23 protein-coding genes and 1 pseudogene are annotated in these 24,639 nt (G+C 55.0%); 8 read left to right on the top strand and 16 right to left on the bottom strand.

Annotated features, from left to right (window positions below; genetic code table 11):
* Positions 1 to 55: 55 nt before the first annotated feature.
* Complete coding sequence (locus SJI19_RS03995; RefSeq protein ID WP_323476974.1) at positions 56 to 1,153, top strand: sn-glycerol-3-phosphate ABC transporter ATP-binding protein UgpC; 1,098 nt, start codon at positions 56 to 58, stop codon at positions 1,151 to 1,153.
* Between the two features lie 84 nt (positions 1,154 to 1,237).
* Positions 1,238 to 1,864, top strand: a complete 627-nt coding sequence (locus tag SJI19_RS03990) for a LysE family translocator (protein WP_323477076.1) — start codon at positions 1,238 to 1,240, stop codon at positions 1,862 to 1,864.
* 155 nt (positions 1,865 to 2,019) lie between these two features.
* Here the strand turns inward: SJI19_RS03990 and SJI19_RS03985 are convergent, their stop codons facing one another.
* Positions 2,020 to 2,718 (bottom strand): GntR family transcriptional regulator, encoded by a 699-nt coding sequence (locus SJI19_RS03985; RefSeq protein ID WP_323477075.1) that lies wholly within the window; start codon positions 2,716 to 2,718, stop codon positions 2,020 to 2,022.
* A 99-nt stretch (positions 2,719 to 2,817) separates the two neighbouring features.
* Here SJI19_RS03985 and SJI19_RS03980 point away from each other — a divergent pair.
* Positions 2,818 to 3,664, top strand: a pseudogene (locus SJI19_RS03980) (anion permease); the annotation flags it as partial.
* A gap of 231 nt (positions 3,665 to 3,895) precedes the next feature.
* Here the strand turns inward: SJI19_RS03980 and SJI19_RS03975 are convergent.
* The 12 genes from SJI19_RS03975 to SJI19_RS03920 all read right to left on the bottom strand — a co-directional run bounded on the left by SJI19_RS03975 (position 3,896) and on the right by SJI19_RS03920 (position 16,674).
* A complete protein-coding gene (locus SJI19_RS03975; RefSeq protein ID WP_323476973.1) occupies positions 3,896 to 4,351 on the bottom strand; it encodes a spore coat protein U domain-containing protein in 456 nt (151 codons plus the stop codon).
* A gap of 2 nt (positions 4,352 to 4,353) precedes the next feature.
* Positions 4,354 to 6,717, bottom strand: coding sequence for a fimbria/pilus outer membrane usher protein (locus SJI19_RS03970; protein ID WP_323476972.1), 2,364 nt, complete (start codon positions 6,715 to 6,717; stop codon positions 4,354 to 4,356).
* Positions 6,690 to 7,415: a molecular chaperone gene (locus SJI19_RS03965; protein ID WP_323476971.1), complete on the bottom strand. Its 726-nt coding sequence runs from the start codon at positions 7,413 to 7,415 to the stop codon at positions 6,690 to 6,692. The genes SJI19_RS03970 and SJI19_RS03965 overlap by 28 nt, the downstream gene beginning before the upstream one ends.
* A gap of 15 nt (positions 7,416 to 7,430) precedes the next feature.
* Entirely contained in the window at positions 7,431 to 7,943 is a 513-nt protein-coding gene (locus SJI19_RS03960) for a spore coat U domain-containing protein (protein WP_323476970.1), read from the bottom strand.
* A 343-nt stretch (positions 7,944 to 8,286) separates the two neighbouring features.
* A complete protein-coding gene (locus SJI19_RS03955; protein ID WP_323476969.1) occupies positions 8,287 to 9,372 on the bottom strand; it encodes a helix-turn-helix domain-containing protein in 1,086 nt (361 codons plus the stop codon).
* Between the two features lie 698 nt (positions 9,373 to 10,070).
* On the bottom strand, positions 10,071 to 11,354 hold the full coding sequence (hpxK, locus tag SJI19_RS03950) for an allantoate amidohydrolase (RefSeq protein ID WP_323476968.1): 1,284 nt from the start codon (positions 11,352 to 11,354) through the stop codon (positions 10,071 to 10,073).
* Complete coding sequence (locus SJI19_RS03945) at positions 11,354 to 12,592, bottom strand: alanine--glyoxylate aminotransferase family protein (RefSeq protein WP_323476967.1); 1,239 nt, start codon at positions 12,590 to 12,592, stop codon at positions 11,354 to 11,356. The genes hpxK and SJI19_RS03945 overlap by 1 nt, the downstream gene beginning before the upstream one ends.
* A 100-nt stretch (positions 12,593 to 12,692) precedes the next feature.
* Complete coding sequence (locus SJI19_RS03940) at positions 12,693 to 13,442, bottom strand: amino acid ABC transporter ATP-binding protein (protein WP_323476966.1); 750 nt, start codon at positions 13,440 to 13,442, stop codon at positions 12,693 to 12,695.
* Positions 13,442 to 14,092 carry an amino acid ABC transporter permease gene (locus tag SJI19_RS03935; protein ID WP_323477074.1) on the bottom strand — a complete coding sequence of 217 codons (651 nt, stop codon included), beginning with the start codon at positions 14,090 to 14,092 and terminating at the stop codon, positions 13,442 to 13,444. Before SJI19_RS03935 ends, SJI19_RS03940 begins: the two co-directional genes overlap by 1 nt.
* A gap of 2 nt (positions 14,093 to 14,094) precedes the next feature.
* Positions 14,095 to 14,760: an amino acid ABC transporter permease gene (locus SJI19_RS03930; RefSeq protein WP_323476965.1), complete on the bottom strand. Its 666-nt coding sequence runs from the start codon at positions 14,758 to 14,760 to the stop codon at positions 14,095 to 14,097.
* Positions 14,761 to 14,784: 24 nt separating this feature from the next.
* Positions 14,785 to 15,570, bottom strand: coding sequence for a transporter substrate-binding domain-containing protein (locus tag SJI19_RS03925; RefSeq protein ID WP_323477073.1), 786 nt, complete (start codon positions 15,568 to 15,570; stop codon positions 14,785 to 14,787).
* A gap of 264 nt (positions 15,571 to 15,834) precedes the next feature.
* Complete coding sequence (locus SJI19_RS03920) at positions 15,835 to 16,674, bottom strand: MurR/RpiR family transcriptional regulator (protein ID WP_323476964.1); 840 nt, start codon at positions 16,672 to 16,674, stop codon at positions 15,835 to 15,837.
* A gap of 197 nt (positions 16,675 to 16,871) precedes the next feature.
* Here SJI19_RS03920 and SJI19_RS03915 point away from each other — a divergent pair, with 197 nt between their 5' ends.
* The 4 genes from SJI19_RS03915 to hpxZ are packed head-to-tail and all read left to right on the top strand — an operon-like array spanning position 16,872 to position 20,490.
* Positions 16,872 to 18,458, top strand: a complete 1,587-nt coding sequence (locus SJI19_RS03915) for a gamma-glutamyltransferase family protein (RefSeq protein WP_323476963.1) — start codon at positions 16,872 to 16,874, stop codon at positions 18,456 to 18,458.
* 22 nt (positions 18,459 to 18,480) lie between these two features.
* Complete coding sequence (hpxX, locus tag SJI19_RS03910; protein WP_323476962.1) at positions 18,481 to 18,675, top strand: oxalurate catabolism protein HpxX; 195 nt, start codon at positions 18,481 to 18,483, stop codon at positions 18,673 to 18,675.
* Complete coding sequence (locus SJI19_RS03905) at positions 18,672 to 20,117, top strand: AtzE family amidohydrolase (protein ID WP_323476961.1); 1,446 nt, start codon at positions 18,672 to 18,674, stop codon at positions 20,115 to 20,117. The genes hpxX and SJI19_RS03905 overlap by 4 nt, the downstream gene beginning before the upstream one ends.
* Positions 20,107 to 20,490: an oxalurate catabolism protein HpxZ gene (gene hpxZ / locus SJI19_RS03900; RefSeq protein ID WP_323476960.1), complete on the top strand. Its 384-nt coding sequence runs from the start codon at positions 20,107 to 20,109 to the stop codon at positions 20,488 to 20,490. The genes SJI19_RS03905 and hpxZ overlap by 11 nt, the downstream gene beginning before the upstream one ends.
* A gap of 26 nt (positions 20,491 to 20,516) precedes the next feature.
* On the opposite strand, the gene puuE is transcribed toward hpxZ, so the two are convergent.
* Genes puuE through SJI19_RS03885 form a run of 3 tightly spaced genes read right to left on the bottom strand, consistent with a single transcriptional unit; the run spans position 20,517 to position 22,946 of the window.
* Positions 20,517 to 21,461, bottom strand: coding sequence for an allantoinase PuuE (gene puuE, locus SJI19_RS03895; RefSeq protein ID WP_323477072.1), 945 nt, complete (start codon positions 21,459 to 21,461; stop codon positions 20,517 to 20,519).
* Complete coding sequence (locus tag SJI19_RS03890; RefSeq protein WP_323476959.1) at positions 21,448 to 22,212, bottom strand: aspartate/glutamate racemase family protein; 765 nt, start codon at positions 22,210 to 22,212, stop codon at positions 21,448 to 21,450. The genes puuE and SJI19_RS03890 overlap by 14 nt, the downstream gene beginning before the upstream one ends.
* Positions 22,212 to 22,946 carry a GntR family transcriptional regulator gene (locus SJI19_RS03885; protein ID WP_323476958.1) on the bottom strand — a complete coding sequence of 245 codons (735 nt, stop codon included), beginning with the start codon at positions 22,944 to 22,946 and terminating at the stop codon, positions 22,212 to 22,214. Before SJI19_RS03885 ends, SJI19_RS03890 begins: the two co-directional genes overlap by 1 nt.
* 177 nt (positions 22,947 to 23,123) lie before the next feature.
* On the opposite strand from SJI19_RS03885, the gene SJI19_RS03880 reads away from it, so the two are divergent.
* Positions 23,124 to 24,626, top strand: coding sequence for an NCS1 family nucleobase:cation symporter-1 (locus tag SJI19_RS03880; protein WP_323476957.1), 1,503 nt, complete (start codon positions 23,124 to 23,126; stop codon positions 24,624 to 24,626).
* The last annotated feature ends 13 nt before the right edge of the window (positions 24,627 to 24,639 follow it).

Raw genomic sequence — 24,639 nt, 5'->3', positions numbered from 1 at the left:
TACCGTTAGCCCACATGATAAATTTTGTCATTTTAGCCGAGGACGGAGCAATCTGATGGCACAACTTACGCTGGCAACTATCACCAAATCATTTGGCGATACGCAGATCATCAAAGGGGTAGATCTGGATATCAAAGATGGGGAGTTTGTGGTGTTTGTCGGCCCGTCGGGCTGCGGTAAATCCACGCTGTTGCGTCTTATCGCGGGCCTGGAAGAATGCACGTCCGGCCAGATCAGCATTGGCGGTAACGACGTTACGCACGTTTCACCTAGCGACCGCGGTATTGCCATGGTGTTTCAGACCTATGCCCTGTATCCGCATATGACCGTGGAGCAGAATCTGTCGTTTGGTCTGGAAAATACCCGGATGCCGAAAGCCGAGATCCAACAGCGGGTGCTGGAGGCAGCCAAAATGCTGCAAATCGAGCAGTATCTGGCCCGTAAACCCCGATCTTTATCCGGTGGTCAGCGTCAGCGCGTCGCTATTGGCCGGGCCATCGTGCGCCAGCCAAGCGTGTTTTTGTTTGATGAACCTTTGTCTAACCTTGACGCAGCGCTGCGCGTTGACACGCGCTCCGAAATCATCAACCTACATAAGCGTCTGCAAAGTACTATCGTTTATGTCACCCATGATCAGATCGAAGCGATGACCATGGCCGATCGCATCGCCATTCTCAACGCAGGCATCGTCGAACAATTCGATAAGCCGCTGGAGGTGTTTAGTCACCCCAGAAACCGCTTCGTCGCCGGTTTTATCGGTTCACCTAAGATGAACTTCTACCGGGGTACCATAGCCGCCTTGGCTGGCAATCTGGCCACCTTAGCGATCGCCGCTTTCCCGAAAATCGTCGTCCCGGTGAACACCGAGCTCGCTCAGGTTGGTATGGCGATCGAATTGGGAATCCGTCCAAGCCATCTGCGTCTAGAAGCACAGGCGAATAACGACACCGTGCCGTTCCGAGTGGATTATGCGGAGCTTATCGGTACCGAAACCTATATGTATGGTCATATTGAAGAAAACGGCAGCAAGACCACCTTTCATCTGGCCGATAATATCAGCGTAAATGAAAACGATTTACTGCATCTGGCGTTGCCGACGCAGCGGCTACATTTGTTTCGCATCAGCGACGGCTTATCATTGGCAGCTCGTTAGCGCACTGTGCGCATGCCTACTATTGCGGTACCTCGGGGTGATAAAAGAAGGATTTTTCTCACTCCCTTATCACATGAGGTCATGATGCAGGCTTATCTATCGCTTATCGCCATTACCGGCGCATTGGCCGCGAGCACCGTCAGCCCGGGGCCAAGTTTTATCGTGGTGGCCAGGAATGCGATGTCCTTATCCCGCCGGCATGGGTTAACCACCGCCCTGGGTATGGGTTCGGGCGCGTTTATCTTTTCGGTGCTGGCCTTACTCGGATTACATACCTTGTTTAGTGCGGTTCCAACCGCCTTTTGGGTCTTAAAAATCCTGGGTGGGGCATATCTTCTTTTTTTGGCCGCGAAAATTTTGCGCTCGGCGCGTCAGCCGATGCAGGTCGAGGAGCTGAATAAAACATCCGCAATCTCACTGCGGCGAGCCTATGGTTTTGGCTTGCTGACGCAGCTAAGTAACCCCAAAAGGGCTATCGTGTTTGCCGGGGTATTTTCGGCATTATTGCCACAGGACATTCCGAGCTATTTTTTTGCGGTAATACCGCTGGTGACCTTCTGTATCAACGCCGGCTGGTATTCCATCGTGGCGTTGATACTCTCGGCTGAAAAACCGTGCGCCGCGTATCTGCGCTGTAAAACCGTGGTTGACCGCACTGCGGGCGGCGTGATGGGTTTACTGGGTTTGAAGCTGATATTAAGCAGTAAATAAAATCAATGGGCGGCTCTCATCCGAGTACAGGGGAGTGGCGAAACTCTATTCCTTAGCCTAGTTGCCCAGTGCCATAGAGTGTTAACCGCACCGGGGCTACCCGCGGCGGCAGGTATCAGCGCCGTTAGTCTCGCGCCCATTCACCACCAGACGGGCTAGTTATGGGGTGCTTGGCGTTTAAGCACAATCGAACACGTATAACGATCCGCCTGGTGGATGGATACGGTGGTCTCAAACGTCTCTCTGCGGCGATCGATATAGCGGCGGACAATCCTCAGCGCCGGCGAACCGGCCTCGACGCACAGCGCCTTGGCAATCTTTGGCGGCACCCCCACGGCCGAGATGGTCTGCCTGACCTCTTCGCCGTGGATACCATAGTGTTCTTCAATCAAATCGCTAATGAGCGCATAGGGATCGCTACGCACCAGTTGCTTGACTTTGGTAAAGTCGATACTGACGTAGCTGTCGGTCCAGCAGATGGCGGCATCGCTTTTCTGGCTATCTTCACGAATACTGGCGATGTGCAGCCAGCGGGAGCCGGGTTCGCAGCCGATAACCAACGACAACGCATGATCGGCGACAATGTCGTCGATCTTCTTCACCACCCGCATATTATTCTTGGCCAGTACCAGCAGGTCCTCCAGATAGGCTAACGGGTGATTCATGCTGCCCTTCACCTGTGCGCAGACCAGCGTGCCGATCCCCTTGTGCCGAGAAATCAGCCCTCTTTCTGTCAGATCGCGCAAGGCCTCGCGAACCGTATGACGGCTTACCTGATAATGCTCGCACAACTCCATCTCCGACGGCAGCAAAGATCCAGCCGGATACTTACCCGAAGCAATGCTCTGCACCAGAAATGGTGGATCGGGTGTTAAAGAGTTCGGCTGCTAAAAACTGATGGTCTGAAACCAAACGACCCACTCGATTGAGGAGATTACAATGTCATCAAATTCATATTCCTGCCGGGGATGGCAGCCAACCCGCTAGCGGGCAGCTTGGCGAAGACCTTTTGGGGGTAGAAATCACGTGGGGCAGTTGGTTTGTTGCTGCGGTCGGGCCTGCCATGGTCTGTTTTTGTCTGATGCCGCTATTGGTCTACCGCATCATCAATCCAGAGCTCAAAAAGACGCCTGAGGCCAAAGAGATGGGCCGCCATGCGCTCGCTGAGCTTGGCCCGATGACGCTCACCGAAAAAAAGGTCGCAGTCGGATTTTTACTCGCCCTGTGGGTTGGGGAACCAGCCTCATCACCGGCCTGTCGGCAACCAGCGTCGGATTGGGATTGGCAGCCTATCTGTTCGCCTCGGGCGCCGTTGACTGGAAAGCGCTACTGCAAGATCATGCCGCGTGGGATACGGTGATTTGGTTCAGCGTCATCATCAGTCTGGCTACAGGCTTGTCGGATCTTGGTTTCATACCCTGGATGACCGTCAAACTGGGCAATTCGGTCCATGGCTTTGGCGCCATGCAAACCTTTGTTATTCTCGCCTTGCTGTATATTTACGTTCACTATTTGTTCGCCACCGCCTCAGGACACGTTGCCGCGCTATACGCTCCCTTCGCCGCCACGGCGATCGCCGCAGGCGCCCCACCGATGATGGTTGCCATCTGCTTCGGGATTTTCAGTAACCTCATGTGGGGTAATACCGAATATGGCGGCGGCCCCGGTCCTATCTATTTTGCTCAGGGATATTTCGAGCGTCCTCGCTTTTACAAAATCAATTTTTGTGTCGTGACGATGAACGTGATGATTACGTTGGTCGTCGGCTTGCTTTGGTGGCGTCTGCTCGGCTTATACTGATGCCATCATCTAATCTATCAGCCCGTTAGCATCAAAAAAGGGATAAGGGCCATCAAACTCGCCGATAAAGCAGTGATGTGTCGTCATCCCCTCGCCCGGCGTCCAGCGGGGTGCGGTGCGGAGCCGCCTGGATCGGCCGCGCCCGGTGTGCCGACCTGGGGCCAGAGAGCTGAAGGCGGCGTCGGGCGTGGTCCATTTTTCCAGTAAGCCGTCCGATTTTCGACTACATGCTCAATACACAAGCTGTACCGTAAGATTTGCCAGATACGTGCCCGGGGGATCTTTACGCGCGGTTTTCATTTTGGCATAAACGGTATAGGTGCGTGAAACAGTATCATTGGCCGCAAGACTGTAACTGTCGTTCACCATGCCACTGCCGGTATTGTTCCAAACCTGCTGATAACTTCCCGAGGTATAGACTTGATAACCGGTGTTATGGTCGCCCACCGTCATTTGACGCTCGGCCCCGCTCCCCTGCCCATCTATCAGGATTTGGTAATTTACGTTGGCCGAGGTATCCCCGCTGTGACAAACCACGGTCAGGGTGGCGGTACTTTGACGCGTCTGCCCGGCCACACCTTCAACTGAGCCGAAATTCAGCGGCGTGGCGGAAAGGGTACAGTCATAGGCCAATGCCGGCCCGGTGCTTAACATCAGCACTAAACCCGCTATATTGTGTAATCGCATAATCACGCTCCCGTGCTACAGATCAAAGGTCCGATTTCCGGTATGGTGCCGGTTTGCGGCTGGTAATCGAATGTCAATGTACAGTCTGGCTGGCCGGTGGTGGTAACCCTCAGCAGGTTGTGCTGCGTCAGTTGCTCGAAGTACGTTATGCCTTCATAACCCACCATGGCCTGCACCCCGCTATTTAACAGCGTTGCTACGCTGCCAAGCGGTATCGGCACATGGTGCGCGTCCACCAACCGCAAAGTGGCACCGTGGGTGTGATGGATGGGGAATTTGGCCAACACACCGGATCGTTGGTTCGGCTCAACATTAAGCATGTCATTGTCTAATGAGACATCCATCGGCACATCATTGGGGTTGATGGACAGGCGGTTGTTCTCGTAAGCACGCAGATCCCCGACAAACAGCAACCCGTCCTGATCGGTTTTGCCCACCGGGCGGTTTTCCTGCAACACGCCGATATCGGGTAAACCATCGGTATCCACCACCGCAAAACTGTCCTGAATGGTATTAGCCGCAAAGATATGACTGTCCATGACGGCCAGGGCGCCGCGCATGGTGCCGCGCACCGCTTGACCCGATGCCTCCTGTTCAACCTCGGTCCCCAGCAATGCCCAGTTGGATTTATATTCAAGCCCAGCCGTCTGAGTGGATGCCGACCCGTTTTGTTCCGCCAGGCTCCAGCCTATGTCGCCTGGTTTAACCGCTGATTGTTGCGCCTGCAGGGTTTGAGAACTGTCCCCGCCGCTGATACTGCTGCTGGTGCTCATCATCGCCCGGCGTCCAATGGGCAGGGAGATTCCCACAAACAGACCACTATTATGTTGGTAGTCAAAATCATGCAGTACTGTAACGTAACCAGAGGCCCGCAAAAACGGTAACGGCGCGGAATAGGTGGTGGAGAGGGTCGAGGTCTCTATTCGCGTCGACTCATAATTATAATCATTATAATAATTAACTAGCCGCTGGGCATACACCACGCTGAATGAACCTTTGCCGGCGATGGGAAAACCGACATTGGCACGCAGAGTGGTTCCGGGGGTGCCGTCGCCATAAGCCGCGGCCAGGTCGTAAAAATCCGGACCGGCGTTCACTATGCTGACACCGTAGCTCAAGGCAGGCACGTCACGGGAAAAACCCAATCCGTATTGGGTACCCCGCTGATGGCCGTAACCACTCACGGCCAGCGAAGCAGACAATACCCCCAGATCGCTGACCAGCATACCGGCGCCAACACCGCCCATCACCACCTGTTCGCTGGCTTCCAGATGACTTTCCAGGGTTAGCCAATGGGTAACGCCCCGCCGGTAACTGGCCGAGGCCGCACCGCCGGCATAATCATTGGAGCGACTGGCATATTTGCGGCGCACCGAACCGGCTTCAATGGACAAAGAATCCAGTCCCTGTTGCAGCAAGGTGTTGCTGGCATAAAACGGCATGGTCTGCTGGGTCTGCTTGCCATTGGCGTCCTTGACCACCATCGACACGTCTCCGCCGCCATTGGTTACCGGCAGTTGATTGATTTCAAAAGGGCCGGGTTCCGCCTGGGTAGTCATCTGGTGCAGGCCGTTAACATAGATATCCACCGATGAAGGTACCGCCACCTCGCCACTGATACCGGGCCGTGGGTAGGTGACCAAATCGGGTCGCAATCCAAAGTTGGTGGTCATCTGCAGGCCAATCATGCGCACTGGGCGGGTCCAGTCTAGTCCGCCGTTGATATAGTCGCCAGCGTTCCAGGTACGCAGTGTCGCCACATCGGAAATACAATAGGTGCTCTCCAGCCGTACTGTCTGGTGAAGATAAGCATTATGGGTTTGTAGCGCGTTATTACTTAATACGCCCCGATCATCGAACAAACGCAGTTCCCCCAGTACACTGCTGCTGCTCTGCCCTGCATAGTGGCTAAACGTCGTGTCGTAATTCAATACCGCACCGGTGTTACTATGGGGCGCTACGTGGTCGACCGGCAACCCATCGGCCGTTAACTGCTGGGCAATCTGGCTTTGCACCGGCACCTCGATAAACAGGGTTTGTGAATTGGCGTCAAGCCGCCAAGTCCAACCCTCAATAGTATCAAGCGAAATCAACCCACCATCGGTATCGCCGGGTTTCCCTGCCATGATCAATCCGGCTGCGCTAAGCTGTTCGCGGGTGAGTAGCAGCGCACCTTGTCGTTGGATAATGTCCTGAACATTATTATGGTCCTGCCCGTTAACCACCACATTGAGGAGCAGTGTTTGTCCGGCAGGCGGCTCGGCACCGCTGGCCGTCAACGGACAGATCAGCGCCATGGCGAGCACACCACTCACCACGCGCCAATGGGGTGGTGATATCAATGATTCGGGCCGACATTCACCCATTGATCCGATTTATTCCGGGGACCTGGATTCACCACATGAACCCGTGAACCGGTATTCAACACATGATGGGGATCGTTGATGATCCAGCGGCGCTCACTGCCGGCCAAGATATAGGGCATGCCGGGGCCAACCAGTTTCAGCGCTTCACCGCCGACAGTGGTGGCGTTCAGGCCGGTCAGCATACTGTGGGCCAATCCTCGATTGACCGCCACCAACGTCAGGTTGTCGCCTTGGCGTTCAATGCGCCACTGTACATCGGCGTGGCCAGGCGTACTCCCTGCAGAAAACACCGGCACGGTAAAACGCAGCGTCAGTTGAACTTTGTTGCCGAGGCGGTCGGGTATCTGATCAAATACAATACGATATGACTCTTCGCCGTTCGTGGCCGGGGAACGTAACAGCAAACGCACGGTTTGGGATTTACCTGGGGCGAGCGTGGCAAAAGGCGGACTGACGGTGAGTTTGTCACTAGCAATAAAACTGTCGTCATTACCCTTCTGGATCCAGCTGTAACTGCGGATTTGAATTAATGCCGGGCTATCGGAGGTGTTGGTTAAGGTAAAACTGGCGGAACGATGTGCCGACGATAAATCCTGACGAATAGGTACAATGGCCAATGACTGAGCACAGACCTGGGGCACGATGGCCCACAGGACTGCCAGTATTAGCGCCCGGACAAGCATGATATTACTGGACATTAGACGGGTCTTTTATTAGTAGGTCACGGTCACAGCGACGGTATCGATATAATCGGTCGCCACCTGTGCAGAGAGCTGATTGGCAGCAATCTCACCATATACGGTGACGTCTTGGACCGCACCATTGCCGGTGCCGGCTACTGTATCCGTACCGGTGGTGTTACCCCAGGTTACACTATGGGCCGCATCGCTATACAGACCATAGTTCATCACGGAGGTGGTGGTGGCGCTGGTCAATACACGCGTCGTCGTCGTGGCGTCGGCACCGGTGCCCGGGCCGAGAGCCAGAACATAAGGCGCCGCGTTGGTGCAGGTTACCGACAAGGTGGCCGTGGTATCCACCACCGCGCTACCCGCGTAAGCAGGGAAAGTCAGCGGGGTAGTGGAAATGGTACAGGCTGATTCAACTGAGGCCGTAACCGCAATATTGGCACTCTGGGTACCGGCCGCAAAGGCCGGGGTAGAAACTGCGGTACCGAGGCAAAGGATGGACAGGGCACCGACTTTAAATAGACGATTGCAGGACATGATATTTCCTTGAAAGACGCGACTAATATTGTGAATGGATTTGGCACATCAACGTTGCCATTTCTCAAAGAGAGAGTACCGCTTATGGCGACTGAATAGTAATGTAAACCTAGGTAAAAACGGACTGAACAAGCGCAATATCGGCCAAATAAGGAAAATTTTATTTCATTTCACTGAACAATGACGACACTATCACTAAAAAAATATAAATTATCGTCGGTATTGCAATGACAAGTCATTATTTTATGTCACCATGATTTATATTTTTATTTTTTCCGGCCAATTATATCGCCATAATTTATGATGATATAAAAAATACGCTTAAAAACACGATGATCTGAGGCTACACTGGCTGTACTTGCCCTTGCGCGGCAAATTGCAGTTCCCGCAACCACAGGGGCGTACTGCAACCGTCAAACAGCGCGGCGTAGGCGGTATGGGGCATCGACAATCCACCACGGGATTTTTCTGACCGGTATTGATGAGGCGACGTGACAATAAATTTGCGAAACATGCGTGCCAGTTGCTGACCGTCGTGCAAACCACCGCGCCGGGCAATTTTATCGATGGGGAGTTGGCTGTCAACTAACGCCTGGCGGGCTAATTCCAGGCGCAACAGCAGCAAAAACAGATAAGGTGGGTAACCCACTTCCAGCTTAAAATGACGACGAAAACTGCGTTCGCTCATGGACAAAAACGCTGCCGACCGCTCCATACTGATGTCTTCACCAACATGCGCCAGCCACCACAGGATGACCCGATGGGCAATGGAATCCGGTTGGATCAAGATAGGATCGCCCGGGGCTACACCCGCACTGCTTTGTGGCATCGTGTAAGGATATATTGGGCGACGATTGTGGATTAATGCCCTTCTTATCAATAGCATTGCCAATTCCCGCAAATTGATATGTTCGTTGGTGGTAAAGATATTACCGTCAATTTGCAAAGACATCAGCGCATCGACGCACACCAGCGGGTAATGTTCCGCCAGCGATGCCGCCGCCGCCGAGTGGGTGGTGACGATACGATGATTCAATAGGCCGGCGCTCGCCAGTCGCAGTACGCCGGAACCCAGCGCAACAATCTGCTTCGCCCCGGGACAGGTTGCCCGCAGCCAACCTGACACCGACTCGGCAGGCTCCTCCACTGGCCAGGCGCCATTGGCGATAATCAGCAGATCCGTCTGTAATGGTTTTGCCCCCTGGATCATCCGGGTATCCATATAAATCAGCCGGGATGAGGGTGAAAATAGGCGTTCGCCAGTTAAAGAATAGAGGTGAACCAGATTACGTTTGTTGCCTTGATCTGGCACCACCATGGAATCACGCAGTGATGTCAGCATTTCCAGCAACTGGATGACCTCGCCAAAAAAACAGCCCGGATAAGTGAGAATGGCAATCCTTTGGACGTCCGCGTCTGCTTGCATCATGCTCAGTAACGCCGCAGCGACGGATAGGTTACATCGGCGTACCCAACCGACTGAATGCCGTTAAAATACAAAATCCTGCTATTATAGAGCATAATCATTATTATCCGGCCGACAACGTTAAAAAAAAGCAGTATAAAAAGAAAAAATAACAGACATACTCGGCAATAAATCAGGATCCAATGCCGGTATATTGATGGATAATCTTTTTTTCAAAACAGTACCAAGAATAGCATTTTTTGTTAAAAAAACAGTATTTACCAAGCGCTATGCTCTTTGGTATAAAATATAAAAACACACTTATACAAAATAGTGTTAAAACCCCCATTAGCCGATTAACGATTGTTTAGAAATTCGCTACATCATCCCCTTCAAACAACTCGAATTAATGGGAGTATAGATCCAATATTTTACCCGGTAATTATTAAGTACCAATATAACTGTTACCGACGTTAGGAGAAAGTACATTTTCTTGCAAATCCGGACAGAATGGCTGCAATTCCGGCCAACACCCCCTATTCCCCTCAAGACTGCCCAGCGTTTGCCGATAATGTTCGCTTATTTTTATTGTCGTCCCTCGTCCATGGCGCACAGCGCGTTGACGGATGCAGGAAAAGCAACGCCCCACCTGTGGTCATGTGGGGCGTTGCTTTTCCTGCGTAGCCAATAAAACGATCACCACCCAGCTTAGACTGCTGATATCACCTTTCACATACCGGCTCTGTGCCGAAACTTAATACCGTATTGATATAGGCCTGTACCGCAAAAGCCACATCGGTGGGGGTTACCGATTCGTCGGGATGATGGCTGATACCGTCTTTGCAACGCACAAATAACATGCCGACCGGCCAGCATGTAGCCATCGCCATCGCATCGTGCCCCGCACCGCTTGGTAACGACATTGCCAGCCCGTGCAACTGTGTAACACTTTGGCTCAGACGCTGCTGTAAACCCGCATCACACTGCGTCGCCTGAATGCAGTAAAACTGTTCAGCAGCAAAACTGAGCCCGCGACGCGCGGCGATCTTATGGCCTTGCGCCAGCAGTTGTTCCAGTAACGCCGCCAAATCATCGTCACGGGGTCCACGCACATCCAACGACAGCTTCACCTGCCCCGGGATAACATTCACCGCACCGGGCAGACATTCCAACGAGCCAACGGTCGCCACCAGATTATGGCCGGTTGCCGCGGTAATGCGTTCAATCGCCAGCGTCCACTCGGCGGCGGCGGTCAACGCGTCCTGACGTTGCCCCATCGGCACGGTGCCGGCATGACCCGCGTGGCCGATAAACTCACAATTCAGGCGACGGGCACCGTTGATGGCCGTCACCACGCCAAGCGGCACATCGGCGGTTTGCAGGCAGGGTCCCTGCTCGATATGCAGCTCCAGATAGGCGCAAAAATCGCTGAGCGCACGTTGTGACGCGCCAATATCCCGCGGTTCGAGCCCGACGTGACGCATCGCCTGTGCAAGCGTAATGCCCTGCGCATCCTGACGTTCCAGCCAGTCGGCTGGCCAAGTGCCGGTCAGTCCACGACTGCCCAGCAACGTGATACCAAAACGGGTACCTTCTTCATCGCAGAACCCGACGATTTCCACCGCCATCGGCAGACGCACGGCGTTGTGATGCAGATACGACACCACTTCCAGTGCCGTCAATACGCCGAGCGGGCCGTCGTAGCGCCCAGCATTACGCACACTGTCCAGATGCGAGCCGAGCAACAGCGCCGGTGCACTCGGGTCTAGCCCTTCGTAGCGCCCACAGATATTGCCGACGCTGTCCTGCCAGACGCGCATTCCCACCGCTGCCATCCATTCACCCACCAGACGATTGGCCTGCACATGTTCTGCCGAGAGATAAACCCGGGTCAGTTGTCCCGGCGTTTCACTGATCGCCGCAAGTGCATCGCAGCGTTCCATCACCCGTTGTGCCGCCAGTCCGGCTTGTTGGCCAACCGCCGCCAGCGTAGTGGCATCAACCATTACTGATCTCCTGCGTAATGATCCCAGGCAGCCTGCGCCCCGGCGCCAAATGTCACCGCAAAACCCAGACGGTGCAACACCGCTTCCAGCGCCACCAGCGTTTGCAGCACGCAATCTTTACGCGCGTTGTACCCCATCGTCCCGATGCGCCAAATTTTTCCGGCCAGCGGACCAAAAGAAGTACCGATCTCAATGCTGAAATCGTTAAGCAGCATTTGACGCACCTGTTCGCCATGAATCCCGGTGGGGATCACCACGCCAAGCACATTACTCATGCGGTGATCGAGGTCGCCGAACACCTCCAGCCCCATGCCCTGAATACCCGCCAGCAGCGCGCCGCCATGCAGTTTATGGCGGGCGATACTGTTATCCAGGCCTTCTTCCAAAATGATGCGCGCGCATTCGCGGGCGGCAAATAGCATGCTGGTGGCTTCGGTGTGGTGGTTCAAACGCTCAGGCCCCCAGTAATCCATGATCATACCGAGGTCGAAGTAGTTGGAGTAAATCATCTCTTCGTCGCCATCAGCATGGTCGGCGGTACGGATGCCTTGCTCGACACATTTACGTCGGCGGATATGATCGGCAAAACGGGGACTGAGGGTAACCGGTGAACTGCCGGAGGGACCGCAAAGGCATTTTTGCAAACCGGCGGAGACGGCGTCCAGGCCCCACGCATCGGTTTCCAGCGCATTGCCGCCGAAAGACGCCGTGGCGTCGGAGTAGAACAGCACGCCATGACGACGGCAAATGTCACCCAGTTGTTCCAGCGGTTGTAGCATGGTGGTGGACGTATCACCCTGCACGGTCAGCAACCAGCGCGGTTTCACCGCTTTTATGGCATCTTCGATTTGCTGCGGCGTAAAGACTTCACCCCAGGGCGCTTCAAGGGTATGAACCTCCGCGCGACAACGGCGGGCGATTTCACACAGCAGGTGACCGAAACGGCCAAACACCGGCACCAGCACTTTGTCCCCCGGACGGATACCGGAAAGCAGCACGGCTTCGATACCCGCACGCGAGGTGCCGTCGATCAGGAAAGTCCACTGATTATCGGTGTTATACAGCGCGCGATACAGCGCCATCACTTCGTTCATATAGCCCGTCATCACCGGGTCATATTGCCCCACCAGTTGGCTGGACATCGCCCGCAGCACCCGCGGGTCAGCATTGATCGGGCCTGGGCCCATTAACAAACGGGTTGGCGGATTGATTTGTCCGAGTGTTTGGATATCCAACATAGTTAATCCTCTAAAATGCAGGGTGATACCCGTCATCCTTCGCGTTGCAGCGGCGTTGGTTTTCCCGCCACTTGAATGATTGGGGGTATACCGGGTCTGATCACAGTGCAGTGTCGTTCAGGCCACGAACGGAGGCGATAAATTGTTTAAGCTCGACGGTGTGCGGATGGGCAAACAGCGTCCGGCTTTCGCCCTGTTCCCAGATGGTGCCCTGATGCATAAACACTACGCGGTCGCCCACTTCGCGGGCAAAATTCATTTCGTGCGTCACCAGTACCAGCGTCATACCTTCTTTTGCCAGTTGCTCGAGCACTTTCAATACTTCGCCGACCAGTTCCGGATCGAGCGCCGAGGTGATTTCATCACACAGCAGCACCTTCGGATTCATTGCCAGCGCACGGGCAATCGCCACACGTTGTTGCTGGCCGCCGGACAGATTGGCCGGGTAATAGTCCATGCGATCCGACAGGCCAACTTTTTCCAGCATCTGCGCCGCCAGCTCACGGCATTCGGCACCGGACATCTTCAGCACCCGGCGCGGTGCCAGCATGACATTTTCCAGCGCGGTCATATGCGGGAACAAATTGAAACTCTGGAATACCATGCCGATGGAGCGACTGATATCCCGCGCCTGCGAATCGCGGTCGGTAACAGTCATGCCACCGAGTTTAATGCTGCCGTCCTGATACCCTTCCAACCCATTCATGCAGCGCAGTAAAGTGCTTTTGCCCGAACCACTGCGCCCGATGATGGAAATCACTTCGCCGCTGTCGATATCCAAATCCACGCCTTTTAGTACGTGGTTTTGACCGTAAAATTTTTGCACCTGATTGATCGTGATTAGCGGCATTATTGTTTATCTCCACGCAACGATTTTTCTAAATAGTGGCTGTAACGCGATAACGGATAGCACATCAGGAAATAACCGAGCGCCACCAAACCAAACACTTTAAACGGTTGATAGGTCACATTATTGAGCATGGTTCCGGCTTTGGTTAGCTCAACAAACCCGATTATCGATGCCAGTGCAGTACCTTTTACCACCTGAACGGCAAAACCGACGGTTGGCGCAATGGCAATGCGCAGCGCCTGCGGGGTGATCACCCGCCATAACGTCTGGCCGAAATCCAGTCCCAGGCAGCGCGAGGCTTCCCATTGCCCTTTCGGTAACGCCGCAATACTGCCGCTCCAGATATCCACCAGATAGGCGCTGGTATACAATGTCAGCGCCAGCGCCGCCGCCGTCCACGGGCTGACGTTAACGCCAAACAAACCCAGGCCGAAGAAGGCCAGAAACAGTTGCATCAGCAACGGTGTTCCCTGAAACAGTTCGCAGTACAGATACACCATTCGCCGTGGCCAGCGACGTTTGGTCAGGCGCAGCAGCAGCAGCGGCAAGGTCACCAGCGTGCCGCCGATAAAGGCGGTCAGCGACAGCAGTAGCGTCCAGCGCGCCGCCAACAGCAGGTTGCGCACGATGTCCCAGTCGGTGAACGTCATCATCAGTGGTCACTCCCAAAGAAACGGCGGCCGGCCAGCAGCAATAACTGGCGCATGGCCACTGACAGCAACAGGTACAATAACGTGGTGACCAGATACACTTCAAAACTGAGGAACGTGCGCGACTGAATTAAATTCGCGGCAAACGTCAGCTCTTCATAAGACACCTGCGAGACCACGGAAGAACCCAGCATCACGATAATACATTGGCTGACCAGCGCCGGATAAATGCGCTTCAGCGATGGCGGCAACACAATGCGCAAGAACGTCTGGCCGCGGGTTAAACCCAGCACCCGCCCGGCTTCCCACTGGCCTTTCGGCGTGACCTGAATGCCCGCACGGATAATTTCCGTGCTGTAGGCACCAAGGTTAATCAGCATGGCCAGCAGCGCCGCTTCACCGGCGGTCATTTTCAAACCGATGCTAGGTAAACCAAATACGATGAAAAACAGCTGCACCACAAACGGGGTATTACGGATGGCTTCCACATACCCCCCCCAGACCGCCCGTAGGGTTTTATGGTTGCCACAGCGAATAGCTGCACCGCAAATACCGATTGCGATACCGCCGATCGTTGCCATCACCGTCAGCTCAATGGTGGTCCATAAACCGGCCAGCAGTTCCGGCAGATAAGGCCACAGCGCGCCAAAGTTAAGCTGATAGGTCATGAAAGGTCTCCGTGAATCACCCGGTTATGCGCCGAGGGAAGTCGGCAGTGGTGCTTTCATCCATTTTTCAGATAACCCGTTCAGGGTCTGGTCTTTGATGCCGGCGGCAATCAGTTCATTCACTTTGGCTTTCAGCGCCGGTTCGTCTTTTCGCAGGCCCACGTAACACGGCGAATCTTTCAGCATCACTTTGGAAACCGGGGCTTTTTCCGGGTTCATGCGGGCAATCGCCGCCACCACCAGGTTACCGGTGGCGATGTATTCCACCTGACCGGACAGATACGCTGACAGGGTGGTGCTGTTATCCTCGTAACGCTGAATCTTGGCATCTTTCGGTGCCACATTGGTCAGCGTCAGATCCTCCACCGCGCCGCGTGTCACACCGATCGTCTTGCCAGACAGCGCTTTCAGGTCAGTCAGTTTGTCACCCTTAGCGCCAAAGACACCGAGAAAGAACGGTGCATAGGCGTTGCTGAAATCGATGACTTTTTCACGCTCAGCATTTTTACCGAGGCTAGAAATCACCAGATCCACTTTATCGGTTTGCAGGTATGGCACGCGATTGGCACTGGTCACCGGCACCAGTTGCAACTTAAGTTTCATCTTATCGGCCAAATAATGCGCCATATCGATATCATAACCCTCCGGCTGCAAATCTTTGCCCACTGAGCCAAACGGTGGAAAATCCTGAGGGACGGCCACACGCAGCACACCACGTTTTTGGATATCCTGCAGCTGATCTGCCATCACGCTGGATACCTGAAGGACCAACATTGCAGCACCCACCCACGCCAACAGCCTTTTGTTCATCTTCATAGATTATCTCCAGTCATAAAATTTTGGAACAATAGATTCTTATTAATAAAACTCTGCAACGAATGTGCCAAAAAATTCTCAACGGTAAAATTGTGCACAAAGTCACGTTTTGACAGGTTATTAGCAAAATAGAGAGGCGATCTGAGGACGTTTTTTTGCCCTGCATTAGGGCAAAAATCGGGAAATGGAGAAAACTGCGTTGCACCTTAAGCGTGCTTTAGCACCAAAAGGGTGCCTGGAATGCGCGCCAATCGGCAATCAACGTGGCTCGATCTCATCAAGATCAGTGTACAAATCGCTGATCTGATGAATCCGCTGACGACCCGATGCCAGCATGGCATGCAACAACGCATTGCTGAGCAAATTCGCCAAACTCATCGCCGAAGAATAGCAGTCGAATGCCGACACGCTGTCGAGCGGCGTGGCAAGATGCCAGGTCGCCAGCGGGATCAGCGCTTGAGCCTGGGGCTCACATATCAGCAGCGTCGGCACGCCCAGTGCCTGAAGTTGCATCAGTATGGCCTTTACCGTGCGCGGCCGGCGGCGGAATGCGACGAAAATCACCACGTCCTGACGGCTCAGATCCACCAGCTCTTCCGCCAGCGTTTGTCCCGGCTGCGGCATCATCACCACGCCGGAACGCACCTGAATCAGTTGCTGGCGCAGGTGCAGCGCCACCGGATAACTGTTGCGAAAACCCAACAGATACACCTGTCGAGCCTGGCTCAACGTGGCGATCAGCGCACCAAACTGGCCGCTATCGATCTGGTTAATCCACTGCGTCAGGTTGGCCATTTCCTGCTTATAATGGCGTGACAATAAGGTATTGCCTTGCACCGCATCGCGGCTGTCGGTCAGCGGCATTCCGCTTTGACGCAGCGTGCGCACTTCATCACGCATATCCCGATAACTCGGGTAGCCAAGACGCTTGAATAGGCGGCTGACCGTGGCTTTGGATACCCCACTAAGCCGTGCCAGCTCGGCACTGTTATAACTCATCAGGTCATCAATACTGCCAAAAATAAAATCGGCCACCCGCTGTTCCTGCGGCGTCAGCGCGGCGTAATGGTCACGTAGACGCTCATCAATCTGTTTCATCTCCGGCCCTTCTGTAACCAATGTTTCAACGGAACATAACATGCATTATGCTGGCCAATGCAAGCAAAATGATAAATTAACCTGGGCAGACGGCGCCAAAGTGGAACACCTATTGCTTAAACGTAAGCTGACCCTGTCGCTCGCTCAATGCGGCTCGCGCAAGCTCGCTTAAAAAGAGACACCAAGAAGGACATCCCATGATTAACAGTAACAGCGCTCCGCAGGGTATGGTGGTCACGCCGCATCATCTGGCGAGTCAGAGTGCGCTTGCGGTATTACGCGCAGGCGGTAATGCCATCGACGCCATGGTGGCCGCTGCCGCGACAATAGCGGTGGTGTATCCGCATATGAACGGACTCGGCGGTGACGGTTTCTGGCTGATAGTACCGGCGCAGGGCAATCCGCTGGCCATCGACGCCAGTGGTGCCGCCGGATCTCTCGCGTCGCTCGATTTCTACGCCGGTGAAAGCCATATTCCTCACCGTGGTGCAAAAGCCGCGCTGACCGTGGCAGGCACCGTCGGCGGCTGGCAAGAGGCGCTGAACATTTCCGCCGAGTTTGGCGGTGCGCCACTGCCGCTGTCGCGCCTGCTGCGCGATGCGATCGGCTATGCGGCCCACGGCATTCCCGTGACCCGTTCGCAGGAAGCGGCGACCCGCGCCAAACAGCATGAACTGCACGCTATTCGTTCATTTGCCGAGGTGTTCCTGCCGAACGGCGAAGTGCCGCGCGCCGGGAGTCGATTTACTCAGCCGCAGTTGGCACAGACGTTATCCCTACTGAGCAAACACGGGCTGGACAGTTTCTATCGCGGCGAACTGGCCGATAACATGGCTGCCGACATGGAAAAACTCGGTATGCCGGTCACCGGTGCCGATCTTGCCGCCTACCAACCGCAGCGACGTTCCCCTTTACACCTCAAACACAGTCAGGGCGACATCTATAACCTGTCGCCACCGACGCAGGGGCTGGTTTCACTGGCGATCCTCGGCCTGACTGACCGTCTGCCGCTGGTTAACATGGATGACAGCGCCCTTATCCACAGCGTGGTCGAAGCCACCAAACTGGCGTTCGGCCTGCGCGATCGTTTTATCACCGATCCGCGTCTGATGACGCTGGACGCGCAAAGCCTGCTTGATCCGCACTATCTGGATACGCTCGCCAGCCACATTAACCCGCTGCGCGCCGCCGACATAGCCAAAGGTAAAGGCCCGGGTGATACCGTCTGGATGGGCGTCATGGACAGTAGTGGTTTGTCCGTGTCATTTATCCAAAGCATTTATCATGAATTCGGCAGTGGTGTGGTACTGCCGGGCAGCGGTGTGCTGTGGCAAAACCGTGGCGCGTCATTCAGCCTCGATGCGACACACCTGCTGGCACTGGCACCAGGTAAGCAACCTTTTCACACGCTCAACCCCGCCGCCGCACGGTTATCCGATGGTCGCACCATGGTTTACGGCTCGATGGGGGGCGATGGCCAGCCGCAAACCCAGGCGGCGGTATTCATCCGTCACGTGGTGCAGGGACAATCGTTGCAGCAGGCCATCAGCGGTCCACGCTGGTTGCTCGGGCGAACCTGGGGCGAGAGCTCCGATTCACTGAAACTGGAAGGCCGCTTCAGTCCTGCAACACTTGACGGATTGCGCCAGCGGGGTCACAACGTCGAACTGTTGCCGGATTTCAGTGAAGTTGTCGGCCATGCAGGTGCGATTGTGCGCCACACCAACGGCATGTTTGAAGGCGCGGCTGACCCGCGCAGCAACGGCAGCGCCGCCGGTTTTTGATCTGATATAGGTAAGGAATAAGATGGAAAAGACGCCTACCGCGACCGACTGGGCCGCGTATGTTCGCCAGATGGAATCCGTTCTGGCGCTGGAACTCGATGACCACCGTCGCCAGGAATTGCTGGTGCAGTTCAGCCGTATCGCGCAGATGGCACAACCGCTAATGGATTTAGCGCTCGACCCTCGACTGGAAATCGCCGGGGTGTATCGCGCATGACATCATTGGACCATTTCACCATCGGCCAGTTGCATCAGGCGATTGAACAGGGGGACATCTCCGCCAGCGAGATTGCCACCACCACGCTGGAGGCGATTGAACAGGCCAATCCGGTGATCAACGCCTATACCCACATTACCCGCGAACGGCTGTTAAATGAGGCGGCGGCTGTGGATAAAACCCGCGCCAGCGGGATGACATTGCCGCCACTGGCCGGCATCCCTTATGCGGTAAAAAACCTGCTGGATGTGGCGGGCGAAGTGACTTTGGCCGGTGCCAGCCTCAATCGCCATAACGCCGTCGCGTGCCACGATGCCTGGACGATTTCGCGTCTGTCGGCACAGGGTGCCATGCTGTCCGGCATGCTCAATATGGATGCCTACGCCTACGGTTTCACGACTGAAAACAGCCATTACGGTGCGACACGCAACCCACGCGATCTGACACGCATCGCCGGGGGCTCTTCCGGCGGTTCGGCAGCGGCCGTCGCCGCCGGCCTGGTACATTTCACCCTTGGCAGCGACACCAATGGTTCAATCCGCGTTCCCAGCTCGTTAAGCGGCATTCTCGGTCTGAAACCCACCTTCGGACGCCTCTCCCGTCGTGGTAGTCAGCCGTTTGTCGCCAGCCTCGATCACCTCGGACCCATGGCGCGCTGCAGTGAAGATTTATCGTACGTTTATGACGCCATTCAGGGGCGCGATCCGCACGATCATTTCCAGGCCGACCAACCGACTCGCGAGACATTTTCGCAGCTCAGCCAGGGTCAGCACGGTTTGCGCATCGCGATGCTCGGCGGGTATTTTTCGACCTGGTGTGACGATCATGCCAAAACCGCCGTCTTGCAGGTCGCCCAGGCGCTAAGGGCTCAGGACGAAATCGACCTGCCGCAGGCCGAACTTGCGCGTACCGCCGCGTTTATTATCAGCGCCTCAGAAGGCGGCAATCTTTATTTGCCGAAATTGCGCAGCATGCCGGAACAATTCGAGCCGCTGTCACGTGAGCGTTTGCTTGCCGGCGCCATGATCCCGGCCGCGTGGTATGTGCAGGCTCAGCGTTTCCGTCAACACTTTCAGCAACAGGTCTTACCCCTGTTCGATCAATGGGACATCCTGATTGCGCCCGCCACGCCGAGCTCAGCGACCTTGATCGGTCAGGAGACCCTGCATATCAACGGTCATGACCTGCCGACACGGGCCAATATGGGCATGCTGACCCAGCCGATTTCTTTCCTCGGCCTGCCCGTGGTAACCGTACCGGTGACCACGGCAAACGGCTTGCCAATCGGCCTGCAACTGATTGCCCCCCCGTGGCGGGAAGACCTTTGCCTGCGTGCTGCCTGGGCGCTGGAGCAACAAGGTATCGTGAAGGTCAGCAGTTCTCCGGTGGTGCCAGCCGGCATTGTCCAGAATGGCATAAAGAGCATAAACCATGAAAACTGAACATATCGAACGTCCGGCGGTCCTCGCCGAAATGAATGCGGCATTTTATCGCTACGAACAGGCGCTGATCACCAATGATATCACGGTACTCGACGAGCTGTTCTGGCACGATCCGCGTACCGTGCGCTACGGCGCGGGCGAAAATCTTTACGGCATCGACGCTATCCGCGCATTCCGCGCGGCACGGCCATCGCAAGGGCTGGAGCGCCAACTGGTCAACACCGTCATCACCACCTTTGGCGATGATATGGCGGTCGCCAGTACCGAATTCCGCCGGGAAGGCGCCGATAAGATTGGCCGTCAGCAGCAGACCTGGGTGAAAATGGCCAGTGGCTGGAAGATCGTGGCGGCGCATGTGAGTTTGATGGGGTAAATGGGTCGTCACCCGAGCGCTTGGCGTTAAAAAGCCGCTGGGTGTACCTTGATCCAATGATCCGCGATATCCTGCCGCGTACAGACCCACACCCGATCATAGGATTGCACATAATCCAAAAATCGCTGCAACGCCCGAAACCGTCCCGGGCGCCCCAAGATCCGGCAATGCATACCCACCGACATCATCTTCGGTGAGGTTTCACCTTCGGCATACAGTACATCAAAGGTATCTTTGAGATAGGTATAGAACTGCTCACCGGTATTGAACCCCTGTGGTGAAGCAAAACGCATGTCGTTGGCTTCCAGCGTGTAGGGGATCACCAAATGCGGTTTGACGTCGCCGCTGTCCAATTTGATCGGCATCCAAAACGGCAGATCGTCACCGTAATAATCGCTGTCATACTGAAACCCGCCGAATTCAGCCACCAACTGGCGGGTATTCGGACTGTCGCGCCCGGTGTACCAGCCGAGCGGCGCTTTGCCGAACAGATCGCGCAGTACGCTCACCGCCTGTTGCATGGACTGCGCTTCTTGCGCTTTACTCATGCTCTGATAGTGAATCCAGCGCCAGCCATGACTGACCACATCATAGTCAGCCGCTTTGATGGCGTTGACGATTTCAGGGTTGCGCGCCAGCGCCATAGCCACACCGAATACCGTCAGCGGCAGACCACGTTTTTGAAACTCATGGTGGATACGCCAAAAACCCGCGCGGGAGCCGTATTCGTACAGCGAATCCATCGACATATGACGGTCAGGAAAACTGGCCGCACCAATAATATCCGACAAAAATTGCTCAGAACCGGCGTCGCCATGCAAGACATTATTTTCCGAGCCTTCTTCGTAATTGAGCACAAACTGTAGTGCGATACGAGCATTGCCCGGCCAGTTGGCGTGCGGCGGCTGACCGGCATAACCTATCAGGTCGCGCGGGTAATCATCAGTAAAACGGTAATCAATACCAGACATCATTACCTCTCAGATTCAGCCCGGAAAAAGCACCAGACAACGGTTTTTCCAGCGGATAATCCAAATCACCATGTTTACTGGTCGTCAGGCGCAACGCCGCCAACGACTCCACCATTTTGACAGCGGCGCTGACGCCGTCGATCACCGGAATGTTCAGCTCTAACGTCAGTTCCTGCGCCAAATCCGCCATGCCGCCGCAGCCGAGCACTATCGCCCCACTGCCATCGGATTTTTTGGCGGTAATACAGAGTTCACGGACTTTCTGCTGCGCCAGTCCGCTCCCGTCTTCCAGCGCTAACACCGGTAAGTCGATGGCATGTAACGCGGCACAGTGACGCTCGAAACCGTACTGATGCAATAAATGGCGCGCCATCGTCAGCGTGCGCGCTAAGGTGGTGACAATCGAAAAACGCGTCGCCAGCAGGGTTGCCAGGTGCATCGCCGCCTCGGCAATGCCGATCACCGGCGCACGCGCCAGTTCGCGGGCCGCCAGCAAACCCGGATCGCCGAAGCAGGCAATGATATGTCCGTCCACCCCCGCTTCACGCCCTGCTTTTATCTGCTGCAACACACCCAGCGTGGCAATCGCTTCGTCGAAATGGCTTTCAATTGACGGCGCACCTTGTTGCGGGCACACCGCAAGAATGCATGTATCCAACGCCGCCACCGAGCGTGCGGTTTTCGCCATCACGTCGGTCATGGCCGCGCTGGTATTGGGATTGATCAATTGTATACAAAGGGGCGGGGCCATCAATGGGTCTCCTTGGCGACAACCGCCATTTGTTCGGAAAAAATATTTGCGAAATCAGGTATCTGCCCCTGACTCTGCTCAAAACGCAGGCTGGCAACAATGCTGTCAAAGTGATGTGTCATGCGATTGGTCAGTCCCGCAACATCGCGTTTTTTTAACAGATCGAGCAGATCGTTATGATCGTGACAGCGACACCCCTGCTGCCATGGTGCTCCCCACGCGGCTATCACCAGCGAGGATCGCAGCGTCAGTTGAGAGACAAATTCAGTCAGCACGGTGTTGCCAGAAATCGCCTGAAGCTGGACATGGAAGGCCGCAGAAAGGCGGATCGCCATAGCACCATTGCGCTCGTCGTGGGCACGCTCTTCTTCCTGCACCAATTTTTTCAACGCCATCAGATGCGTGGACTGACAATGGGCAATCACCTGTGGCAAGTTTGCGCATTCCAGAATCTTTCGGGTGGCAAACACATGGCGGGATTGTTCAGCGTCAAGCGTAGTGACATGCGCACCACGTTTGGGCAATAACGTCACCAATTGCACTGACGCGAGTCGCTGTAACACCCGGCGAATGCCGGTACGGCTGACAGAAAATACCTCGGCCAGCGCTTCTTCCGGCAATTTACTGCCGGGCAAGAGCCGGTGTTCAACGATTGACGTCACCAGCGCGTTATAAATGTGATCGTCCTTATCCTCAGTAAAATAAGCCGTATTCAACCCGCTGCCACTGGTCATTGCTGTTACTCCATATACTGTCTGATGAATTAATTGTATACGTTAATTATTTTTTTTGTATACAAAAAGCGACATTTGGCCTGAATCCTGCAGTACTTCCGTGACTGTTTTTCATCTTTGGATCGCCGGAATTCGGCTTTTGATTCTCACCTATTGTTAATGACAGGAGCACGATTTATGCCAAATCAGGAAATCACCTCCGCCACGGGGTCATCTGAACAGCGCGCAGGGATCATCAAACCGTATTACAGCCCGCGGCTATGTAATGATGATTTAGCGCCGACACGCGATCAAAACTGGAGCTGGTACAACATCTTTTCTTTCTGGATGTCAGATGTGCACAGCATGGGCGGTTACGTGGTCGCGGCCAGTTTCTTCACGCTCGGTCTGAGCAGTTGGCAGGTGCTGCTGTGTCTGCTATGCGGGATTTGTATCGTGCAAATTTGTGCCAATCTGGTCGCCAAACCGAGTCAGCAAGCCGGCGTGCCTTACGCGGTCATTTGCCGTCAGGCGTTTGGCGTGTTCGGCGCCAACATTCCGGCGGTGATCCGCGGGTTGATCGCGTTCGCCTGGTACGGGATCCAGACCTATCTGGCGGCGAATGCCTTAATGTTGGTCGTGCTGAAATTTGTTCCGTCACTGACGCCACTGACCGTGCCACATTTGCTGGGGTTGTCGGCACTGGGCTGGATCTGTTTTGGCATCATGTGGGTATTGCAGGCGATAGTATTTTGGCACGGTATGGGCGCGATCAAGCGGTTCATCGACGTGGCAGGCCCGGCGGTTTATCTGGTTATGCTGCTGCTGGCGGGCTGGATCTTGTATAAAACCGGCCTGAGCAATATTTCGTTCACACTGTCGAGCAAAACTTTGACCGTCGGTCAGCAGAGTTGGGAAATGCTGACCGCCACCGCACTGGTCGTTTCTTACTTCTCCGGCCCGCTGCTGAACTTTGGCGACTTCTCCCGTTACGGCAAAAGTATGGGTGAAATTCGCCGAGGCAATCGCTGGGGCCTGCCGTTTAACTTTCTCCTGTTCTCCATTGTGACCGTGGTGATTGTTTCCGGTACCCAATCTCTGTTCGGCCAGATGATCACCGATCCGATCGAAACCGTCAGTCGTGTGGGCAACAGCGTCGCCGTGACCTTAGGTCTGCTGACCATGATCATCGCCACTATCGGCATCAATATTGTGGCCAATTTTGTGTCACCGGCATTCGATTTCTCCAACTGCTCACCGCAAAAAATCAGCTTTCGCACTGGCGGCATGATTGCCGCGGTCGGGTCGGTATTGCTGACGCCGTGGAACCTGTTCCAGTCACCGGAATTGATCCATTACACCCTGGACGTGCTAGGGGCATTTATCGGGCCGTTATTCGGCATCCTGCTGACGGACTATTATCTGATTAAACGTGGCCATATGGATGTGGATGCCTTGTTTAACGCCACCTCCTCCGGCCGTTACTGGTACCGTAACGGGTTCAACCCGAAAGCTATCGCCGCGCTGGTTCCTGCCGTGGTGATTGGCCTGATTATCAGCTTTACCCCTGAGCTGCATCAGGTGGCGAATTTCAGCTGGTTCATTGGCGCTTTCCTGGCGGGTGGGTGTTATCGTTTTATTGCGCGACATGACCGGGCGACCCGCCATGCGATGGGTTATATGAAGGCTGGCGTGGAATAAAACGTTGGCATCA

This window comes from Acerihabitans sp. TG2 (assembly GCF_035013185.1).
Lineage (GTDB): Bacteria > Pseudomonadota > Gammaproteobacteria > Enterobacterales > Enterobacteriaceae > Acerihabitans.
This window is presented reverse-complemented; position numbering and strand designations above follow the sequence as displayed.

Coding starts and splice junctions, on each gene's coding strand:
- SJI19_RS03925 (WP_323477073.1), bottom strand. CDS start 15,570: ATGAACAAAAGGCTGTTGGCGTGGGTGGGTGCTGCAATGTTGGTCCTT.
- SJI19_RS03880 (WP_323476957.1), top strand. CDS start 23,124: ATGCCAAATCAGGAAATCACCTCCGCCACGGGGTCATCTGAACAGCGC.
- SJI19_RS03935 (WP_323477074.1), bottom strand. CDS start 14,092: ATGACGTTCACCGACTGGGACATCGTGCGCAACCTGCTGTTGGCGGCG.
- SJI19_RS03905 (WP_323476961.1), top strand. CDS start 18,672: ATGACATCATTGGACCATTTCACCATCGGCCAGTTGCATCAGGCGATT.
- SJI19_RS03955 (WP_323476969.1), bottom strand. CDS start 9,372: ATGATGCAAGCAGACGCGGACGTCCAAAGGATTGCCATTCTCACTTAT.
- SJI19_RS03990 (WP_323477076.1), top strand. CDS start 1,238: ATGCAGGCTTATCTATCGCTTATCGCCATTACCGGCGCATTGGCCGCG.
- puuE (WP_323477072.1), bottom strand. CDS start 21,461: ATGTCTGGTATTGATTACCGTTTTACTGATGATTACCCGCGCGACCTG.
- SJI19_RS03940 (WP_323476966.1), bottom strand. CDS start 13,442: ATGCCGCTAATCACGATCAATCAGGTGCAAAAATTTTACGGTCAAAAC.
- hpxX (WP_323476962.1), top strand. CDS start 18,481: ATGGAAAAGACGCCTACCGCGACCGACTGGGCCGCGTATGTTCGCCAG.
- SJI19_RS03975 (WP_323476973.1), bottom strand. CDS start 4,351: ATGCGATTACACAATATAGCGGGTTTAGTGCTGATGTTAAGCACCGGG.
- SJI19_RS03920 (WP_323476964.1), bottom strand. CDS start 16,674: ATGAAACAGATTGATGAGCGTCTACGTGACCATTACGCCGCGCTGACG.
- SJI19_RS03885 (WP_323476958.1), bottom strand. CDS start 22,946: ATGACCAGTGGCAGCGGGTTGAATACGGCTTATTTTACTGAGGATAAG.
- SJI19_RS03970 (WP_323476972.1), bottom strand. CDS start 6,717: ATGGGTGAATGTCGGCCCGAATCATTGATATCACCACCCCATTGGCGC.
- SJI19_RS03945 (WP_323476967.1), bottom strand. CDS start 12,592: ATGTTGGATATCCAAACACTCGGACAAATCAATCCGCCAACCCGTTTG.
- hpxK (WP_323476968.1), bottom strand. CDS start 11,354: ATGGTTGATGCCACTACGCTGGCGGCGGTTGGCCAACAAGCCGGACTG.
- SJI19_RS03890 (WP_323476959.1), bottom strand. CDS start 22,212: ATGGCCCCGCCCCTTTGTATACAATTGATCAATCCCAATACCAGCGCG.
- SJI19_RS03965 (WP_323476971.1), bottom strand. CDS start 7,415: ATGTCCAGTAATATCATGCTTGTCCGGGCGCTAATACTGGCAGTCCTG.
- SJI19_RS03995 (WP_323476974.1), top strand. CDS start 56: ATGGCACAACTTACGCTGGCAACTATCACCAAATCATTTGGCGATACG.
- SJI19_RS03915 (WP_323476963.1), top strand. CDS start 16,872: ATGATTAACAGTAACAGCGCTCCGCAGGGTATGGTGGTCACGCCGCAT.
- hpxZ (WP_323476960.1), top strand. CDS start 20,107: ATGAAAACTGAACATATCGAACGTCCGGCGGTCCTCGCCGAAATGAAT.
- SJI19_RS03930 (WP_323476965.1), bottom strand. CDS start 14,760: ATGACCTATCAGCTTAACTTTGGCGCGCTGTGGCCTTATCTGCCGGAA.
- SJI19_RS03960 (WP_323476970.1), bottom strand. CDS start 7,943: ATGTCCTGCAATCGTCTATTTAAAGTCGGTGCCCTGTCCATCCTTTGC.